The sequence below is a fragment of the Halobacterium sp. GSL-19 genome (assembly GCF_016917855.1).
GTDB classification, from domain to species: domain Archaea; phylum Halobacteriota; class Halobacteria; order Halobacteriales; family Halobacteriaceae; genus Halobacterium; species Halobacterium salinarum.
This window is the reverse complement of sequence record NZ_CP070375.1, coordinates 121,482-139,937: the sequence shown is the minus strand read 5'-3', so window position 1 is coordinate 139,937 and position 18,456 is coordinate 121,482. Positions and strand designations below refer to the sequence as shown.

Annotated in this window: 15 protein-coding genes and 1 pseudogene; 8 read left to right on the top strand and 8 right to left on the bottom strand. The window is 62.5% G+C overall.

The window, feature by feature from the left end:
* Positions 1–16: 16 nt before the first annotated feature.
* The 3 genes from JT689_RS00655 to pyrB all read right to left on the bottom strand — a co-directional run bounded on the left by JT689_RS00655 (position 17) and on the right by pyrB (position 3,432).
* Entirely contained in the window at positions 17–1,912 is a 1,896-nt protein-coding gene (locus JT689_RS00655; RefSeq protein WP_176705197.1) for an arginine--tRNA ligase, read from the bottom strand.
* 130 nt (positions 1,913–2,042) lie between these two features.
* Positions 2,043–2,507, bottom strand: coding sequence for an aspartate carbamoyltransferase regulatory subunit (pyrI, locus tag JT689_RS00650; protein ID WP_229373338.1), 465 nt, complete (start codon positions 2,505–2,507; stop codon positions 2,043–2,045).
* Entirely contained in the window at positions 2,500–3,432 is a 933-nt protein-coding gene (gene pyrB, locus JT689_RS00645) for an aspartate carbamoyltransferase (protein ID WP_012289640.1), read from the bottom strand. Before pyrB ends, pyrI begins: the two co-directional genes overlap by 8 nt.
* A gap of 314 nt (positions 3,433–3,746) precedes the next feature.
* Between pyrB and JT689_RS00640 the strand changes: the two genes are divergently transcribed.
* The 4 genes from JT689_RS00640 to queC all read left to right on the top strand — a co-directional run bounded on the left by JT689_RS00640 (position 3,747) and on the right by queC (position 7,197).
* Entirely contained in the window at positions 3,747–5,030 is a 1,284-nt protein-coding gene (locus JT689_RS00640) for a dicarboxylate/amino acid:cation symporter (RefSeq protein ID WP_205250723.1), read from the top strand.
* A gap of 134 nt (positions 5,031–5,164) precedes the next feature.
* Positions 5,165–5,617, top strand: coding sequence for a 6-pyruvoyl tetrahydropterin synthase family protein (locus tag JT689_RS00635; RefSeq protein WP_010904153.1), 453 nt, complete (start codon positions 5,165–5,167; stop codon positions 5,615–5,617).
* Positions 5,617–6,390 carry a 7-carboxy-7-deazaguanine synthase QueE gene (locus tag JT689_RS00630; RefSeq protein WP_010904152.1) on the top strand — a complete coding sequence of 258 codons (774 nt, stop codon included), beginning with the start codon at positions 5,617–5,619 and terminating at the stop codon, positions 6,388–6,390. Before JT689_RS00635 ends, JT689_RS00630 begins: the two co-directional genes overlap by 1 nt.
* 117 nt (positions 6,391–6,507) lie before the next feature.
* Positions 6,508–7,197 (top strand): 7-cyano-7-deazaguanine synthase QueC, encoded by a 690-nt coding sequence (gene queC / locus JT689_RS00625; protein ID WP_205250722.1) that lies wholly within the window; start codon positions 6,508–6,510, stop codon positions 7,195–7,197.
* Between the two features lie 54 nt (positions 7,198–7,251).
* Here the strand turns inward: queC and JT689_RS00620 are convergent, their stop codons facing one another.
* Complete coding sequence (locus JT689_RS00620) at positions 7,252–8,631, bottom strand: hemolysin family protein (protein WP_205250721.1); 1,380 nt, start codon at positions 8,629–8,631, stop codon at positions 7,252–7,254.
* A gap of 71 nt (positions 8,632–8,702) precedes the next feature.
* Here JT689_RS00620 and JT689_RS00615 point away from each other — a divergent pair, with 71 nt between their 5' ends.
* The gene (locus JT689_RS00615) at positions 8,703–10,124 is read left to right on the top strand and encodes an alkaline phosphatase (protein WP_205250720.1); all 1,422 of its coding nucleotides are present in this window, start codon (positions 8,703–8,705) and stop codon (positions 10,122–10,124) included.
* A 110-nt stretch (positions 10,125–10,234) separates the two neighbouring features.
* The gene (locus tag JT689_RS00610) at positions 10,235–11,257 is read left to right on the top strand and encodes an AIR synthase family protein (RefSeq protein WP_205250719.1); all 1,023 of its coding nucleotides are present in this window, start codon (positions 10,235–10,237) and stop codon (positions 11,255–11,257) included.
* 18 nt (positions 11,258–11,275) lie between these two features.
* Here JT689_RS00610 and JT689_RS00605 read toward each other — a convergent pair whose 3' ends face one another.
* Together JT689_RS00605 and JT689_RS00600 are read right to left on the bottom strand one after the other, a co-directional pair.
* Entirely contained in the window at positions 11,276–12,826 is a 1,551-nt protein-coding gene (locus tag JT689_RS00605; protein WP_205250718.1) for an acyl CoA:acetate/3-ketoacid CoA transferase, read from the bottom strand.
* A 116-nt stretch (positions 12,827–12,942) separates the two neighbouring features.
* Complete coding sequence (locus tag JT689_RS00600; RefSeq protein ID WP_205250717.1) at positions 12,943–14,136, bottom strand: PQQ-binding-like beta-propeller repeat protein; 1,194 nt, start codon at positions 14,134–14,136, stop codon at positions 12,943–12,945.
* A 362-nt stretch (positions 14,137–14,498) separates the two neighbouring features.
* Here JT689_RS00600 and JT689_RS00595 point away from each other — a divergent pair, with 362 nt between their 5' ends.
* Positions 14,499–15,371, top strand: coding sequence for an alpha/beta hydrolase (locus tag JT689_RS00595; RefSeq protein WP_205250716.1), 873 nt, complete (start codon positions 14,499–14,501; stop codon positions 15,369–15,371).
* Between the two features lie 44 nt (positions 15,372–15,415).
* On the opposite strand, the gene JT689_RS00590 is transcribed toward JT689_RS00595, so the two are convergent.
* A complete protein-coding gene (locus JT689_RS00590) occupies positions 15,416–16,615 on the bottom strand; it encodes a PQQ-binding-like beta-propeller repeat protein (RefSeq protein ID WP_205250715.1) in 1,200 nt (399 codons plus the stop codon).
* Positions 16,616–16,853: 238 nt separating this feature from the next.
* Between JT689_RS00590 and JT689_RS12310 the strand changes: the two are divergent.
* Positions 16,854–17,048, top strand: a pseudogene (locus JT689_RS12310) (hypothetical protein); the annotation flags it as partial.
* A 44-nt stretch (positions 17,049–17,092) separates the two neighbouring features.
* Here the strand turns inward: JT689_RS12310 and JT689_RS00585 are convergent.
* Positions 17,093–18,289, bottom strand: coding sequence for a PQQ-binding-like beta-propeller repeat protein (locus JT689_RS00585; protein WP_205250714.1), 1,197 nt, complete (start codon positions 18,287–18,289; stop codon positions 17,093–17,095).
* Positions 18,290–18,456: the final 167 nt, after the last annotated feature.

The following is an 18,456-nucleotide window of genomic DNA, read 5'->3' as shown; positions in this document are numbered from 1 at the left end:
ACGATGTCCAGCGCGGTTACATCTCTTCGAGCACGTCGATGCCGAGCAGGCCGAGGCCGTTGTCGAAGATCTGTGTCGTTGCCTTCGTCAACAGGAGGCGCTCTGTGCGTGCGTTTTCGGCGTCCAAGACCGCGTTCTTGTGGTAGAAGGAGTTGAACACGTGTGCGAGCTGGAGGAGGTAGTGGGCAAGCGGTGCCGCGTCGTACCGTTCCTCACAGCGTTCCAGGACGAGTGGGTACCGGGCCAGCTCGAACAGCAGTTCCACGTCGGTGTCGTTGAACACCGATGGATCGAGGTCGTCGATCTCGGGAGCGGCGTCCGCTCCGTCCAGAATGCTGTAGCCACGGGTTGCCGCGTACTGAACGTACGGTCCGGTGTCGCCCTCCAGTGCAACCGACTCGTCGATGTCGAACGTCGTGTCGCGCTCGCGTTTGGCCGCCACCATCTCGTATTTGATCGTTGCGAGCGCGATCTTGGTTGCGACCGATTGGGCTTCGGCGTCGTCGATTCGGCCTTTCTCCGCGATGATCTCCTCGGCGCGGTCCTGGGCACGATCAAGGACTTCCCGGGCGGTGATGATCTGTCCTTTCCGTGTCGACATGCTCCCTTCGGGGAGGCTGATCAGCCCGTAATCGATGTGCTTAAGTTTGATGTCGTCGTATCCCATTTTTCGGGCAGCGACGAACAGCTGTTGGAAGTACTGGTTCTGTTCGTTTGCCACCACGTAGACCGACTGATCGGCGTCGTATTCCTCGATCCGGTACTCGATCGTCGCCAGGTCGCGGGTTCCGTACAGCGTCGATCCATCGGACTTGACGATGTAGAACGGATCGAAGTCGGCGTCTTCGAGGTCGTCGTTGGCCTCCCGCATCTGGCGTGCGCGATCGAGCGAGGCGTCCACGTCTGCTGCTTGCGGGTCGCCGACGTTCTCGTAGTCGTCAGGGTACACCGGGATGTACACCGACTCGCCCTCGCCGCGCATCGCGACGTCGTTCTCGATCGCCTTCTCGATGATGACGTCGTTCCAGCCCTCCTGAGCGTAGAAGCTCTCCCCGTTCCAAACGTCGAATGCGACATCGAGGTCGTCGTAGGTCTGCTTGAAGCGATCGATGCTCACGGTACGGAACCGCTCCCAGAGGGCAGTCGCGTCCTCGTCGCCCTGCTCGAGCCGGGTGAACCACTCCTTGCCGCTGTCGGCGTGGTAGTCACGTTCCTCGGTGACGGCGTCGGCGAACTGGTCGGTCACGGTCTCATCGTCTTCGAGATCCGCGAGCATCGAGTCCCGCTGCTCGAACTGCTGGTAGAGATCCAGGAGGTGTTCGATGGCGTCGTCTTCCAGCGTCGCTTCGTCGCCGAACTCGGTGTACTCGTGCATCAGGTTCCCGAACTGCACGCCCCAATCCCCGAGATGGTTGTCCCGCGTGACGTCGTGGCCGCGCGCCTCCAGGATGTTCATCACTGCATCGCTGAGGATCGTGTTCCGCAAGTGGCCGACGTGCAGCGGCTTGGCGATGTTGGGCGAGGACACGTCGGCGAGGATGGTGTCCGGGTCGGCGTCCGTCCGCGTGCCGTACTCCGAACCGTCGCGGAGGATCGTCGACAGCGTCGCGTCTGCCAGATCGGTCGTGTCGGCGTGGTAGTTGATGTGGCCGCCTTCGACGGTCACCGCCTCGACTTCAGCCGGCAGCCCGTTGGAGCGGTGGGCGTCGGCGATCGCCGCCGCGACATCGACCGGGGGCGCTCCGGCCGCGGCGGCGATCGAGAACGAGATCGGTGAGGAGAACTCGCCTTTCTCCTCATCGGTGATGTCTTCGAGTTCGATCGCGGACTGGTCGACTTCATAGTCGTACCCCGCGTCAGAGGTGGCAGCCCGGATTCCAGCGAGCAGTTCCTGCCGAAGGTTATAAAGCATTATATGCGAGCCTTCACCCTCCAGAACGATAAATTCTGCTACATCCGGGCCAGTGGTTCGCCCGGCAGCAGTCGAACAGTGGTCAAAAGAATAACGAGAGAAAGCCACGAGAAGCCGCGAGTACGGCCGCCTACTCCGGATCTATCAGTGACGGGATGTCCTCACTGACGATCTGTTCGCAGTACTGACATCGCATCCCGTCGTCGAGCACGTCGAACCCGGAGCGCACGGGCTCGTCGTTGGCGGTGATGCAGTTGGGGTTCGGACAGGAGAGCACACCCGCAACGACGTCGGGACGGTCGACGCGACGTTTCTCGTCGACCTCGTAGTCACGGACGATGTTGATCGTTGCGTCGGGCGCGATCAGCGACAGGACGTCGACTTCGTCCTGGCTCAGCTCTCGGCCCTCGATCTTGACGATGTCCTTGCGGTGGTGGCGTTCCGAGGTGACGTTCATCCCGACGGTGATCTGGTCGTCGCTTGCTCCGTTGGCCCCGAGGATCTGAAGCACTTGCAGCGCCTGCCCGGCCGGGATGTGGTCGATGACGGTTCCGGCCTGGATTTTGCTGACCTGGAGGTGTTGGTCGCTACTCATCGTCGACACCCCCATCGGCGGACAGCACCAGATCCAGCAGTGCCATGCGAACCGGCACCCCGTTGTGTGCCTGCTCGAAGTAGGCCGCGTGGTCGGTGTCGTCGATTTCGGGTGCGATCTCGTCGACTCGCGGGAGCGGATGCATGATGGTCAAGTCGTCTTTGGCGGCTTCGAGGTGGGTGGCGGTGAGTTGGTACTCTCCGGCAACCTTCTGGTACTCGTTTTCGTCGGGGAACCGCTCGCGCTGGATCCGAGTCACGTAAAGGATGTCCAGCTCCGGGAGCACGTCCTCGAAGGAGTCGTGTTCGCGGACACGAGTGCCGGACTCCTGTTCGAGGTCGTAGACGACGTCTCGGGGGAGCTGGAGGCTCTCGGGACTGATGAAGTGTTGGTCGACGTCGAAGTTCGTGAGCGCGCGGGACAGCGAGTGGACCGTCCGCCCGTACTTGAGATCCCCCATGATGCCGATCGTGAGGTCTTCGAGGCCGGCGTTCTCGCGGATGGTGTAGAGGTCCAGGAGGGTCTGTGTCGGGTGGTGGCCGGCGCCGTCGCCGGCGTTCAAAAGCGGAACGTCGACGAACTCGCTCGCCATCTGGGCTGCTCCCTGGTTGGGGTGGCGCAGCACCAACGCGTCCGCGTACCCTTCGATGACGCGAACCGTGTCTGCGAGTGTCTCCCCCTTCTTGACGCTTGAGGAGTCTACGGACCCCATATCGACGATGTCGCCGCCCAGGCGTTTCATCGCGGTGTCGAAGCTCATCTTGGTGCGGGTGCTCGGCTCGAAAAAGAGGAGTCCGAGCACGGTGTTTTCGTACCGGTCGGCGAACGCCGACGGGTCGGCGTCGATCTCCGCCGCGCGGTCGAGCACGGTCTCGATGTCCGCCCGGGAGAGTTGTTTGCTCGTGATGATGTGGTCGAGATCCATCACTCTGTGTCTCCGGTCCAGGCGACTTGAATCTTCCTTTCTATCATGAACAACTAACTGATCGAACGTTTCAACGGCATCCGTCGACAGCATCCGCCGATCCCGCCGTGGTCTCGCTAGCTATGGCGCGTTTTTCCGGAATATCCAAACAGGGGCTTCGTTCGTGGGAGTCCAAACGCGTGTTGAGTTCCCGACGATCCCATAGCGAATGTGACGAGAACGCCACGGATACGAAGCAGTCGTCATGTGTTTTTGAAACGACGCCAGCATATGGTATCGTTAGCTTTACAGCCAGCATTTCGGAATGCTGTGCTATGTTGAACCGCCTTCGAGACGCATGGGCTGCGTATCGATCCGTTGCGATCATCTACCGGATCGCGGTCGCGTTCGTTCTCGGCTCGGTCTGTGGGCTTGCGGTCGGCGCGCCAGCCGCACAGCTTGAGCCGCTCGGAACGCTGTTCGTTCGGTTGCTCAAAATGATCATCATTCCTGTCGTCGTGTTCACGCTGCTTATGGGGGCGCGGCAGCTTTCGCCGACCCGCATCGGCAAGATCGGCGGCGAGGTGATCGCGCTCTACCTGGGGACGACGGCGGTCGCGATCGCCATCGGGCTGTTGGCGGGCAACCTCATCAACCCGGGAGTCGGGCTTGAGGTGGCTGATGCCGCCGTGGAGACGACGCAAGCCCCGGATCTGGGGACGGTGCTGATGAACGTCGTTCCGACGAACCCGATCGGTGCGATGGCCAACGGGGACGTGTTGCCGACGATCTTCTTCACGATCGCGCTCGGCATTTCGTTCGCGATCCTGCAGGACGAGTTCGAGCCCGGCACACCGGTGCACGACGGTGCACAGGCCGTGTTCAAGATCGCAGAGGCGGGGTCGGAGGCGATGTTCAACGTCGTCTGGGGCGTCATGGAGTACGGCGTGATCGGCGTGTTCGCGTTGATGGCGACGACGTTCGGGGAGGCAGGCGTCGACGCCATCCTGCCGTTCGCAAAACTCATCGGTGCGCTGGCGCTCGCCGTGGTCCTCCACATCGGGGTCACGTATCTGTTCGTCATTCAGTGGGGGCTGCTGCGTGAATCGCCGCGGGCGTTCCTCGCCGGCGCCAAAGAAGCGATGGTGACGGCGCTGAGCATCCGTTCCAGCAGCGGGACGCTGCCCGTCACGATGAACAACGCCGACGAGAACTTCGGGATCGACGAGGAGGTGTACAGCTTCTCGCTGCCGCTCGGTGCGACGATCAACATGGACGGAACGGCGATGTATCAGGGCGTGGCGGCCATCTTTGCGGCCAATCTGGTGGGGCAAACGCTCACGCTCGCCGAACAGGCGACAGTCATCGTGACCGCGCTGCTCGCGAGCGTCGGCACTGCGGGTGTCCCGGGCAGCGGGCTGATCATGCTCACGCTGGTGCTCACGCAGCTCGGGTTGCCGCTTGAGGTCGTCGGCATGGTCGCCGGTGTCGACCCGATCCTCGACCGGCTTCGGACCATGAACAACGTGACCGGTGATCTGGCGGTCACGACGCTCGTCGCGGACTGGAACGACCGGATCGACCGCGGGAACACGGTCTGGGAACGCACCGACGACTGAGCCGGTGTGGCGGGCAACGATGCCCGGACGGACGCGGCCGCCCGTGACGTGTCCCGGATCGTGGGTCGGCGACCGCAGAGCATCGTGGATGTGACTTCGATATTCTTTACCGCATACTCAAAGAATAGGGAGACATGCGTTCAGCACAGTCCAAACGATCACAGTCCACAGCCACCGGGGAGCGGACGCTGCACATCGGGCGAGATCGCCCGATCAGGATCAGCGCCGGCCACCGACTGCAACACCACGACGGCAAGTGTAGCCGCCCACACGGCCACAACTACGAGATCAGCGTCGAAATCACGGGGCAGCTCACGGACGAGGGGTGGGTTGTAGACAAGGGCACAGTCACGGCGGTGGTGTCCGACTGGGACCACCGGTTCCTGCTTGAGGACGGCGACCCGCTCGTTGACGCGTTCCGGGAGGCGGGCGACGGCGACGCGGTTGTCGTGCTCGAACAGCCGCCGACCGCCGAGGTGATGGGCGTCGTGCTGGAGCGGAAGCTCCACGACGCGCTCCCTGAGACGGTGTCAGCGGTCTCCGTCACGGTCGCGGAAACGCCGGCGCTTACCGCTGGCCCGAACTGATGCCGGTCAGCGAAACCACGGACCGGCAGGCGAGCAACGGTGGTGACGGGCCGGCGCTTCCGATCAACGAGCTGTTTTACTCCCTGCAGGGCGAGGGCAAGCTCGCCGGCACGCCGTCGGTGTTCGTCCGCACGAGCGGCTGCAACCTCCGGTGTTGGTTCTGTGATTCATACCACACGTCCTGGGAGCCCACCCACGCCACGATGTCCGTCGACGACATCATCGCGGAGGTGCAGTCGTACGAGCACGCCGACCACGTTGTGCTCACGGGTGGCGAGCCACTGCTCCACGACGACGCCGTGGTGCTGCTTGACCGCCTCGCAGCGCTTGGCTACCACACCACCGTCGAGACGAACGGCACCATCCACCGTGACGCCCCCATCGACTTGGCGAGCGTCAGCCCGAAACTCGCCTCCAGCACACCCACGGCCGAGACCGACCCCAAAGGCGACGGTGAGTGGGCGGCCCGCCACGACGCCCGCCGCATCGACGTGGCGACGCTCGGCGCGCTCGCCGACGACTACGACACCCAACTCAAGTTCGTCGTCACCGATCCGTCGGATATGCCCGAGATCGAATCACTGCTTGCGGAGATCAGGACAGCCACTGACACCCGAATCGGCGACGAGGACGTGGTGTTGATGCCGGAGGGCACAACCCACGCGGAGCTCGACGCGCGACGAAACGAGGTTGCGACACTCGCGATGGAGCACGGCTACCGGTATACGCCGCGGCTCCACGTTGCACTGTGGAACGACGCCCCCGAGACCTGAAACAATGACAGACCTCACTGACGGTACGATCGACACGAACGCACGCGCTCGGCGCGACCGCACAGCGACGACCAACCGCAGAACGGCCGCGGGTGCCACGCACCCGAGTGGTGGACGATGAGCGCGAAGCGCGCTGTCGTGCTTGCATCCGGCGGGATGGACAGCGCCACCGCCGCTGCGGTTGCGCACAACGCCGGCTACGAGGTGTACATGCTCCACACCTCGTACGGCCAGCAGACCGAGCGCAAAGAACACGAGTGCGCAACGGCCCAAGCAGCAGCCCTCGGTGCCGCTGACTTCCTCCATTTGACCACGGATCACCTCTCGAAGATCGGCGCGTCGAGCCTCACTGACGACGAGATGGCGGTCGCGGACGCCGACATGGAGAGCGACGAAATCCCCACCTCCTACGTGCCGTTCCGGAACGCCAACCTGCTGGCGATGGCGACATCGTACGCCGAGGCCAACGACTGTGAGGCGGTGTTCATCGGCGCGCACAGCGAGGACTTCTCGGGGTATCCGGACTGCCAGCCCGCGTTCTTCGAGGCGTTCCAGCAGACCGTCGCTGCCGGCACCAAACCCGACACCGAAATCAGCATCAACGCACCGTTCGTCGACTGGTCGAAGACCGACATCGCCGAGCGCGGCCTGGAACTCGGTGTCCCCTACGAGCACACGTGGAGTTGCTATCGCGCCGAGGCCCCCGCGTGTGGGACGTGCGACGCGTGTGCGTTCCGCCTCCAGGCGTTCCAGAACCTGGGCGAACGCGACCCGATCGAATACGCCGAGCGCCCGTCGTACACGTAATGGCGGCCGTTCGCGCGCCCCGGTGGAAACGGCGAGCGCCGGTGACCGCTCCGGTCAGGAGTCGGGGGTCACCGTCAGCGACGTGATCCGTGCGCCGTCGACGCCAGTCACGCGGAACGTGTGCGTGTCGATCACGGCACGATCACCGACCGTGGGGGCGTGCCCGAGTCGGCTGACCACGAGCCCAGCGACGGTTTCGACCGCCTCGTTCTCGAAATCCGTGCCGAGGTGGTCGTTCAGTTCGGTGATCGACACCGCGCCAGGAACCTCGTAGCCGCCATCGTCGCGGGGCTCGATGGACTGCGCGTGGGTCGCCAGATCGAACTGGTCGCGGATGTCGCCGACGATCACTTCGAGGGCGTCTTCGATGGTTGCCAACCCCTCGAAGGCACCCCATTCGTCGATGACGACCGCCATCTGGCGGTGCTCGGCCTGGAACTCCGCGAGCAGCTCGTCGACGCGCAGCGTCTCGGGAACCACGACGACCGGCCGGCTCAGCTCCCGGGCCGTGACATCGCCCGACTCGTCGATGGCGTCGCTGGCGCGCAAGATGTCTTTCACGTCGACGAACCCGATCACGTCGTCGTCGGGGCCTTCGGTGACCGGGTAGCGGGTGTATTCGCCGCTGGCGGCCATCGTTCGGAGTTCGGGGAGAGGGGTGTCTGCGGACACGCTGGTCACGTCGGGGCGTGGCCGCATGATCTCACGAACAGTCGTGTCGTCGAGGCTGAAGACGTGCTCGATCATCGACACCTCTGCCGGGCTGATCCGGCCGGCGGCGCTGGCTTCCGAGAGCACGCTCAGGATCTCCGGCTCGGTGTGGGTGTCGTGGCCCTCTGTCTCCGGGGAGACGCCGATGAGTTGGACCGACCGTGTCGCGATGCCGTTGAACAGGATCGTGCCCGGCAGGAACACGTAGTAGAACAGTTTCATCACGGGCGCAACCACGAGCGCGACGCGCTCGGCGCGCTGGATCGCGATCGTTTTCGGCGCGAGTTCGCCGTACACGACGTGCAACAGGGTCACGATCCCGAACCCGAGGGCCACAGTCACGGTGTGGCGAACGGGAGCCGGGAGCACCGGCTCCAGTAGTGGGTCGACCAGAACCGCGACCGCGGGTTCACCGACCCACCCGAGCCCGAGCGACGCGATCGTGATCCCGAGTTGGGAGACCGCGAGGTAATCATCGAGGTTGTCCGTGGCTTCCTTGACCGCCGTTGCGCCACGCCGTCCGTCCTGAACGAGCGTCTCGACGGACGCCGACCGCAGCCGCACGAACGCGAACTCTGCGGCGACGAAAAAGCCGTTCAGGACGACGAGGAGGAGGGCGAGCGCGATCCGACCAACCGCAAGTGACGTAGCTGACACTACGCACGGCGTTCGCCGGCCCCGCTCATCTGCCTTCCGAAGGGCGCTGGGGTGACGCCGCCGCATATATAGGCGTCCGGACGACTATTATAAGTGGCTTTGAGCGCAGTGGTGGTACGGCCGTGTAGAGCGATCAGATGCCAACACCGCACACCACAGAGTCACCCAGTGTCGATCGGCGCACGTTCCTGGCGGGCCTCAGCGGGGCCGTCGCCGGGGGCGCAGTCGCGTCACAGTTCCAGACAACGGCGCGCGCACAGGCCACGGCGTCCCCGGCTGCGAACGCCATCGCGTACATCGTCGATGGGATGGGGCAGACACAGATCTCCGCCGCGCGCTACCTCAACGCCTACAAGACAGCGCCCGAGCGCTTCCCGCTGAACGTGAGTCCGGCCGAGACGCCGACCGGGTTCGACGCGTTCTCGTCCCGCGGTTCGATGACCACGTTCCCCGATGACCCCTACGAGACGACCACCGACTCGGCGGCCGCCGCAACCGCGTTCGCCAGCGGCGTCAAAACCTACAACGGAGCGATCGGCGGCGTCAGAACCTCAGGCGGCGGGTTTCAGCGCGTCGGGACGGTCCTCGAACGGGCCAGCGCCCAGGGGTACGCGACCGGCCTCATCACGACGACCGAGGCGACACACGCCACACCCGCAGCGTTCGCGGCACACGTCGAGGATCGCGGCAACCAGACCGAGATCGCGCGCCAGTACATCGAAGACACCCAGCCGGACGTGATTCTCGGGGGGCAGCGCCGCGACTTCGAGGCGGACGCGTCCAACGGCGGCACGCTGGTGGATGCGGCCAGGGACAACGGCTACACGATCGCCGAAACGGCGGCTGAACTGGACGCAGTCGACGACCCGCCCGTACTCGGGCTGTTCAGCCAGGAGAGCCACCTCGACTACTACCTGGACCGCAAAAACGACCCCGAGAACACACAACCCAGCCTCGATGCGATGGTCGACGCGGGGGTTGACCTGCTCTCGTCGGCCGGCGACCCCGACAAGGGGTTTTTCCTGCTGGTGGAGTCCGGGCGCGTCGATCACGCCGGGCACGCGAACTACCCCGCCCAGGTCGCCGAACAGTACGAAGCCACGCAGGTGGCGGGCCAGTTGGTGGAGTACGCCGAGACGACCGCCGAGCCGACGTTCCTCGTTTCGACCGGCGACCACGAGTGTGGCGGTCTCACGCTGGGTCGCGACTCGCCCTACGAGGTCGAATACGACGTGCTCGCCGCGCAGAAAGCGACCACCAGCCGGCTTCGGGATCTCCTCGCCGGGGTCCGGAGCGCTGACGAACTGGAGTCGATCGTCGCCGCTCACACGGGCATCACCGCACTGACCGACCGAGAGGTGGCAAAGCTCCGCGACGCTCCGGGTTCGATCAGCACGATCCTCGCGGAGCGAGCCGGGATCGCGTTCACCACCGACGGACACACGGGCACCGACGTGCCGGTGTTCGCACACGGCCCGAACGCGGCGCGGTTCGACGCCGCACGCGACAACACTGCGGTCGCCGACGCGCTCGCTGCGGCGCTCGGTGTGTCCCTGTAAGCCGCGGCCGCATCCGGTGTTTTTTACTGGTGGGTGTGCGGACGGAGCAGTATGTCATGCCCGTCCTGTGAGCCCTTGACAGCGAACGACGAGTTGTTCGGTGGTCTCCCGTGACCAGCCAGATCGGGAAGATCGACGCCGAGTTCTTCGCACAGCACCTGTCCCCGAACCTCGGTGCAGACGACGACGCGGTGACCGTCGGCCCCCAGTACGGGGTTGACTTCGGTGTGCTCTCGATCGGCGGCCAGCGCCTCGTCGTGAGCGCGGACCCGGTGTCAGTGAACCCCGGCGTCGGGATCGAGCGCGCCGGCCGGCTGGCCCTCCACAGCGTGCTTTCGGATGTCGCCGTGAGCGGGGTTCCGCCGTCGTTTCTCTCCATCACCCTGGTGCTCCCGGCGTCAGCACGAGACGACACCATCGCGGCGCTGTGGGACGCGATGGCCACGGAGTGTGAGCGGCTCGGCGTGAGCGTGGTCACAGGACACACCGCGCGCCAGGACGTGTCGTTCCCCTGGATCGGCGGCGCGACGGCCATGGGTGTCGGTGACCCCGACGAGATCGTCCGCCCCGATGGGGCCACAGCAGGTGACACGGTGCTCATGACGCACAGCCCCGGGGCAGAGGTCGCGGGGCTGTTCGCCGCGCTGTTCGGCGACCACCTCGATGTCGCTGACGACACCGTCGAGCGCGCCGACGCGCGGCTCGAGGACACCACAGTGGTTGGCGACGCGTGCGCCGCGGCGTCCGCACCCGTGACCGCGATGCACGACGCAACCGAATGCGGCATTCAAGGGGCGCTGGTGGAGTTGGCGACGGCCGCCGGCGTTTCGATCAGCGTCTCCAGCGACGCCGTCCCCGTTCCCGAGGACGTGAGCGCCGTCTGTGCGGATCTCGGGCTCGACCCGTGGCAGGTTTCCTCGCGTGGCACGCTTCTCGTCACAGTCCCCGAGGCGCACGCCGACGCGGCGATGGCTGCGCTGGACGCACGGAACACTCCCGTGGCCGCGATCGGGACAGTGAGTGAGGGCAGTGGCGTGACCGTTGATGGGACGCAGGTCGTGCACCCGGGGAGCGATCCCGCCTGGACAGTGTTCAGTGCGCTTCAGCGGGACGCCGCCGCTCGTTCGCCGTGAGCTGCGGCCGCCGTGCGATCACACGACATCGGTGAGATCCGGCGGCGCGTCGGCGAACAGCCGCGCCGGCATCACACCCAGTGGGTCCGCAACAGCGGGGTCGAACCCGAGCTGTGCGATCACGGCTCCGGGGTCGATGCCGGGTGCGACCTCCGTGAGTGTGAGGCCGTCAGGCGTCAACTCGAAGACGGCGCGCTCGGTGACGTACACAACCGACTGGTCGGTTTCCAGCGCGTGGTCAGCGCTGAATGTGACGTGTTCGACGTCCTCGACGAACTTCGAGTGCGCCCCCTCGGATGTCACGGTGATTGTCCCGTCGGCAACCGCGACCGAGAGACCGCCCGTCGTGAGCGTGCCACAGAACACGACTGCAGCGGCGTTCTGCGTGATGTTGATGAACCCGCCACAGCCCGGGAACTGGGAGCCGAACCGGCTGACGTTGACGTTTCCCTGCGCGTCGACCTGCGCCATCCCCAAGAACCCGACATCGAGTCCGCCGCCGTCGTAGAAGTCGAACTGCTGGGGTGAGGACACGAGGGCAGCGTGGTTGACTGCCGTTCCGAACTCGATTCCGCCGGACGCAGCCCCACCAACCGGTCCGGACTCCACGGTTTCCGTGATCGCGTCGCCGACACCTCCCTCAGCGGCGGCCGTTGAGACGAGTTCCGGGATCCCCACGCCCAGGTTGATGACCGCGCCCGCGTCGAGTTCCATTGCGGCGCGGCGTGCGATGATCGTTCGTTCGTCGATTGGGAGCGGATCCGTACTGGGCGCCGGTGGCCTGACTGTGCCGCTGTGTGCGGGGTCGTACGCCGAGCCGTACGTTTGTGGGTGGTCTTCCGGCGGTGCCTCGACGACGGAATCAACGACCACACCGGGTACAGCGACATCGTGGGGCGCGAGTGTCCCCGCGCTCGTGACGCGCTCGACCTGCGCGATCACCCTGCCGCCGGTGTTGTGTGCGGCTTGGGCCAGCGCCAGCATGTTCGAGGCGAGTGCCTCCCGCTCCATGGTGACGTTCCCGTGCTCGTCGGCCGTGGTGCCGCGAATGACCGCGACGTCGATCGGAACCGCGTGATAGAACAGGTACTCAGTGCCGTCGAGTGTGACCCGCTCGACGAGGTCCTCGCTCGTGACGGCGTTGGCTTTGCCACCATCACGTCGTGGGTCAACGAACGTGTCCAGTCCGACATGCGTGATCGTTCCGGGCTTGCCAGCCGCGGTGTCCCGGAGCAAGTGATCTAAGACGCCAAACGGGAGGTTGTACGCCTCGATTTCGTTGTTAACGACTGCCGCCATCAGATCCGGCGTGAACCCCCAGTGACTGGCGATCGTCCGTTCGAGCATGCCCTCCTGCACGAGATGTGAGACGCCGTGTCCTTGCCGGTCGCCCTCTGCCGCGGGCTGGTAGAGTGTGAGATCCTGCGGAGCCCGCGTTCGCTCATAGCGGTCGCCCAGCGCAGCAAGGACTGCCTCCGGGATGCCAGTCGCCACGAACCCACCGATCCCAACCGTGTCACCGGACTCGACGCACGCGACCGCCTCTCGACGTGACTGTTGTGTTACCATACAGCCCCGTGCAAGGCCAGATAGTTTTGTCTTGGTGTTGGCTCCGTGAATAGAGCCACCGAGAGAGCAGGATCGCTGTGACAGTAAAAACTGGGGGTGCGATCGGTTCGGGCTAATTACGCCGCGTCAGATACGTTCACGACACCGTTTTTACTAACAAAGCACAGGTCAGGGCCATGAACTGACAGTGAAGACTCATACGTTGGCGTGGCATTGAGCTCCAACGACCACTTGGGAGAACCGGTGCCGGCGTCGGATGCATACAGCTTTTCTTTACCGAGCCAGAACTGAGTCCCATCAGCAACGACTGGCGGTGATGTACGGCCATCGGGATGCTTCTCGGTGTTGATTGTGCTTCCATCCGCAGCGTCCAAGGTCGTGAGAACGCCACGGTCGGACGAATCGGTGGTAGCCACGTGGATCCGATTATTGCTAACGGCGAGCGAATGAGTATAATCGTTTGGGATGGATCTTTTCCACTTTGTCTCACCCTGATCTGCTATCGAGAGTGCGTACAGCTTTCCGCCCCGTTCAGAATAGTAAACAGTCATATCACCGATAACAATGGGGGCAGCTGTTTCTGGGAGATCAAACCGCCGCCAGAGCTGGTCGCCTGAGGTGGGGTCGACTGCTGCGATACTTGTCTCAAACTGTACATAGACAACGTCGTCTCGCAGTCCGATGTCTTTGATCTCCTCGGCAGTGAACGTCCACTCTTTCTGGCCCGTAACGGCGTCGTGAGCGACAACTGATGAGGAATCACAGCTAAGTACTGTTTCGCCAGTCAAGATCGGTGCATTCGTATTTCCTGCAGAACCTGACTTCGCCTGCCAACAAAGGCCTCCATTTCGTGCATCGTACACGCGGATGCCTTCGGCTGTTGACCCAAAGACTGCGTCCCCGGCGATCGTCACTGGTGAAGAGCCAAGACCCACCTCGGTTTTCCATACCCGTGGTTTTCCATCGGTCTGAAACGACATGTATGGGCCTCCGTTCCCCTCTCCGTCTGCAGTCCCAAACACGCCACGTCCGTCCGCAAACGACACCTGTGATATGATCCCAGCGTTGGGCGTCTCAAGCACAGTCGATTCGGTCGCCTCACTCGAAGGGCCAGGATCGGTTGTTGCGCCGGTTCTCGCGAAGTCGTGTTGATACGTCGGCCACGGACCAGTCACCTCACCAACCGGGGCGTCCTGCTTGTGCTCAACGTCTCCGTCGAGTAGGGTGCTGCTACAGCCGGCTACCGCACTCACCGAGACTGCACCAGTTGTTGCTAACAGACGACGCCGTGTACAGACCGAATTTGACATACGGAAGCGGACACCAGTAATATGTAAATTCTTTGTGGTATCGGTTGTCCCATCTCATCAGAATCTACTCGCGAGGATGGCAAACAGTCAGCAATAGAGACGAGTTGCCAGGACACTACACTGGAGCGACCGAACGGAACGAAACCAGGCCCACGGCCCGCTACCTGATCGGAGTACTCGGTGCCTTTCGCCCGGTCTCTGACGATACGTTCTCCCTTCGCGTGTGTCCCGTAGGTTCGGAATTCGACGGTTCTACCCAATAGACCACGTGTGAGATATGTCTGATATAGCTGAGTATAGTGTATTCTATACACAATCGTAGATCGGCTTATTATCGCTCGGTGAGCACGAGTAGACACGCCATGCCACACCGACGGCAATTTCTCACAACGGCGGCAACAGCACTCTCCGGAGCCTCGGTGTTCGGTGTTGCTCCGGCGACCGCAGCGTCAGTGCCATGCGTTTCGACGCGTGATCACTTCGACGAAAACGGCACCCTCACGCCCGAAAACACCGCTCGTAGCTACGACACCACTAGCGACGTACCGGTCGTCGATACCGACTGTGTCTCGGATCTGACCGTGTTCGTCCACGGCTGGGACAAAAGCGGATCCGACCCCGAGCAGCGCGCCCTCGACAAGATCACGACGGCCGACACCGAACTCACTGAGAACGGGTACGATGGGGCGGCCGTCGGCTACACCTGGGACAGCGACAAGGGCGACGGCTTGGACTTCGGATGGGACGTTGCACAGGGCATCGCCCAACGGAACGGCCGGAAGCTCGCGCAGTTCGCCCTCGACGTCAAACGGTCGTGTCCGGAGACGACACTTCGGTTCGTCAGCCACTCGCTCGGAGCACAGGTCGCCTTCAGCGCGCTCCGAACGCTGAACGACCGTAGCGCGTGGGGCTCGCTTGACACCACCATCCAGACGGTGCACCCGCTCGGTGCCGCCACCGACAACGACGTGCCGACAAAAGAAACCGGCCGGGCGACCTACGACGCGATCAAGGCGCAGACCGGGAGCGTGTACAACTACCACAACGCTGCCGACGACGTTCTGCAGTGGGCCTACGGCACCATCGAGTTCGACGACGCGCTCGGCGAGACCGGCGTCGAAAGCGACGATACGCCGCCAGCTAACTACACTGACCGTGACGTCGAGTCCCAGGTCGGGGACGACCACAGCAACTACCTCAACACCGTTGCCGACGATGTCCTCGGAGACATGTGAGCGGTCGGGAAGTCAGATCACACAAAACAGCTGATCTGTGCCGCTTACGCGCCGTCAGAGACCTTTACCACGCCATCATCACTAGCGAAGAACAGATCGGACCCATGAACTGACAGCGAAGCACCATTCGTTGGCGTGGCACTGAGTTCCAAGGACCACTTACGGGAACCGGTGTCGGCGTCGAACGCAGACAGTGTCTCCTCCCCGAGCCAGAACTGGGTTCCGTCAGCGATAACTGGAGGACGTATAGGGCCATCAACCTGTGATCCAGTGTTGATCGTGCTTCCATCAGCAGCCGCCAACACTGTAAGGGTAGGCTGCCCATCTGGGTTGGTCGTTTTCACGTGGATTCGATTATTGGTAACGGCGAGCGAATGACCATACTTGTTTGGAATGGATGTTTTCCACTGTGTTTCACCCTCGCGCTCCGTCGATAACGCATACAGCTCCCCGCCTACTGCAGAATAATACACGCTTCCATCACCAATAACAGTCGGTCGATGTGTCTCAGGGAGAGAGGAGCGCCGCCAGATCTGATCACCAGATTCAGGATTAACCGCTGCAACGCCTGTGTTAAATTGGATGTACACGACCCCATCCCGAAGCCCTACAGTATCGGGTTCGGTGTCTTCGAAACTAAACGTCCAGCGTTTCTCCCCTGTCGCGGCGTCGTACGCGACGACCGAGGAGGAGTCCCAGTTGAGAACCTTGCCACTAACGAAAACAGGTGCAGTACTATCGTATGCGAAACCTGTGTTCGACCGCCAGCAAAGGTCACCATTTCGCGCATCGTAGACGCGGGTGCCTCCGACTGTTGAGACGAAAACCGCGTTCCCAGCGATTGTCATCGATCCTCCGTTGCTGGTCGTCTCTGTGTTCCAGGATCGTGTGCTTTCGTTGATGTCGAATGAGGTGTACGAACCGCCGGCTCCATTCGAACCATCGAGTTCAAGGACGCCACGGTCACCGGTAAACATCACCTGTGAGTCGGGGTTCAGACTGGGTGTCTCAAGTACAGTCGATTCGGTCGCCTCACTCGAAGGGCCAGGATCGGTTGTCGCGCCGGTTCTCGCGAAGTCGTGTTGATACGTCGGCCACGGACCAGTCACCTCACCAACCGGGGCATCTTGTATGTATTCAACGTCTCCGCCGAATAGGGCGCTACTGCAGCCGGCTACCGCACTCACCGATGTCGCACCAACTGCTGCTAACAGACGACGCCGTGTACAGACCGAATTTGACATACGGAAACGGACATCAGTAATATGTAAATTCCTTGTGGAATCGGTGTTCCCATCTCATCAGAATCTACTCGCGAGGATGGCAAAACGGTCAGCAATAGAGACGAGTTACCAGGACACTACACTGGAGCGACCGAACGGAACGAAACCAGGCCCACGGCCCGCTACCTGATCGGGGTGATCAATTTCTTTCGCCCGCTCTCTGACGATACATGCTCCCTTCGCGTGTGTCCCGTAGGTTCACAACGCTGTCGACGACGTTCTGCAGTGGGCCTACGGCACCATCGAGTTCGACGACGCACTCGGTGAGACCGGCGTCGAAAGCGACGGTACGCCGCCAGCTAACAACACCGACCGTGACGTCGAGTCACGGATCGAGGACGACCACAGCAACTACCTCAACACCGTTGCCGACGATGTCCTCGGAGACATGTGAGCGGTCGGGAAGTCAGATCACACAAAACAGCTGATCTGTGCCGCTTACGCGCCGTCAGAGATTTTTACCACGCCATTTTTACTAGCAAAAAGCAGGTTAGAACCATGAACTGACGGCAAAGAATAATTCTCTACCGTGGCATTTACATCCAAGGACCACTTGGGAGAACCGGTGTCAGCGTCGGACGCATACAGTGTCGTGTCCCCGAGCCAGAACTGGGTCCCATCAGCAACGATTGGCGGTGATGTACGGCCATCGGGATGCTTCTCGATGTTGATTGTGCTTCCATCCGCAGCGTCCAAGGTCGTGAGAACGCCACGATCAGACGAATCGGAGGCAGACACGTGGATTCGATTATTGCTAACGGCGAGCGAATGACCATACTCGTTTGGAATGGATGTTTTCCACTGTGTTTCACCCTCTCGTTCCGTCGATAACGCATACAGCTTCCCACCTTCTGCGGAATAATACACGCTTTCATCGCCAATAACAATCCGTTGGTCTATCCCAGGGAAGAGGGACCGCCGCCAGACCTGATCACCAGATTCGGCATCAACCGCTGCAACGCCTGTTTCAAGTTGGATATACACGATCCCGTCCCGAAGCCCTACACTATTGGGTCCGGTGTCTTCGAAACTGAACGTCCAGCGTTTCTCCCCCGTCGTGGCGTCGTACGCGACGACCGAGGAGGAGTCCCAGCTGAGAATCTTGCCACTGACGAAAACAGGTGCATTGCCCAGGAATGGGGAACCTGTGTTCGCCCGCCAGCAAAGGTCACCACTTCGAATATCGTAGACGCGGATGCCTCTGCTTGTTGAGGCGAAAGCCGCGTTCCCAGCGATTGTCACCGATCCAGCGCTGCCGGTTGTCTCTACATTCCAGGATCGTGTGTTTTCGTTGATATTGAATGAGGTGTACGAGCCCCCGAATTCATCCGGACTGAGTGCAAGGGCGCCACGGTCACCGGTAAACATCACCTGTGAGTCGGGGTGCAGATTGAATAGCTCAAGTACAGTCGATTCGGTTGCATCACTCGAAGGGCCAGGATCGGTTGTTGCACCGGTTCTCGCGAAATCGTGTTGATACGTCGGCCACGGACCAGTCACCTCCCCAACCGGGGCATCCTGTATGTATTCAACGTCTCCGCCGAATAGAGTGCTACTGCAGCCGGCTACCGCACTCACCGATGTCGCCCCAACTGCTGCTAACAGACGGCGACGTGTACAGATCGAATCTACCATAGTTAAAACATATAAGAACAAAGTAAATATCTTGTGTTGTGAAGGAGTTAACGGTGCGAAAACGCGATGTCGATAACACGGAGCGAGGGGCAGTCACAGCGACCAAAACGCACCAGACAACAATTGAGTGCGCTCGCACCTGCGTGGCGACTGCGCTCGCGGCAACA

Bases quoted from the DNA above. Each gene is read 5' to 3' on its own strand.
- JT689_RS00655 (WP_176705197.1), bottom strand. From the start codon at position 1,912: ATGCTTTATAACCTTCGGCAGGAACTGCTCGCTGGAATCCGGGCTGCC.
- pyrI (WP_229373338.1), bottom strand. From the start codon at position 2,507: ATGAGTAGCGACCAACACCTCCAGGTCAGCAAAATCCAGGCCGGAACC.
- pyrB (WP_012289640.1), bottom strand. From the start codon at position 3,432: ATGGATCTCGACCACATCATCACGAGCAAACAACTCTCCCGGGCGGAC.
- JT689_RS00640 (WP_205250723.1), top strand. From the start codon at position 3,747: ATGTTGAACCGCCTTCGAGACGCATGGGCTGCGTATCGATCCGTTGCG.
- JT689_RS00635 (WP_010904153.1), top strand. From the start codon at position 5,165: ATGCGTTCAGCACAGTCCAAACGATCACAGTCCACAGCCACCGGGGAG.
- JT689_RS00630 (WP_010904152.1), top strand. From the start codon at position 5,617: ATGCCGGTCAGCGAAACCACGGACCGGCAGGCGAGCAACGGTGGTGAC.
- queC (WP_205250722.1), top strand. From the start codon at position 6,508: ATGAGCGCGAAGCGCGCTGTCGTGCTTGCATCCGGCGGGATGGACAGC.
- JT689_RS00620 (WP_205250721.1), bottom strand. From the start codon at position 8,631: ATGCGGCGGCGTCACCCCAGCGCCCTTCGGAAGGCAGATGAGCGGGGC.
- JT689_RS00615 (WP_205250720.1), top strand. From the start codon at position 8,703: ATGCCAACACCGCACACCACAGAGTCACCCAGTGTCGATCGGCGCACG.
- JT689_RS00605 (WP_205250718.1), bottom strand. From the start codon at position 12,826: ATGGTAACACAACAGTCACGTCGAGAGGCGGTCGCGTGCGTCGAGTCC.
- JT689_RS00600 (WP_205250717.1), bottom strand. From the start codon at position 14,136: ATGTCAAATTCGGTCTGTACACGGCGTCGTCTGTTAGCAACAACTGGT.
- JT689_RS00595 (WP_205250716.1), top strand. From the start codon at position 14,499: ATGCCACACCGACGGCAATTTCTCACAACGGCGGCAACAGCACTCTCC.
- JT689_RS00590 (WP_205250715.1), bottom strand. From the start codon at position 16,615: ATGTCAAATTCGGTCTGTACACGGCGTCGTCTGTTAGCAGCAGTTGGT.
- JT689_RS00585 (WP_205250714.1), bottom strand. From the start codon at position 18,289: ATGGTAGATTCGATCTGTACACGTCGCCGTCTGTTAGCAGCAGTTGGG.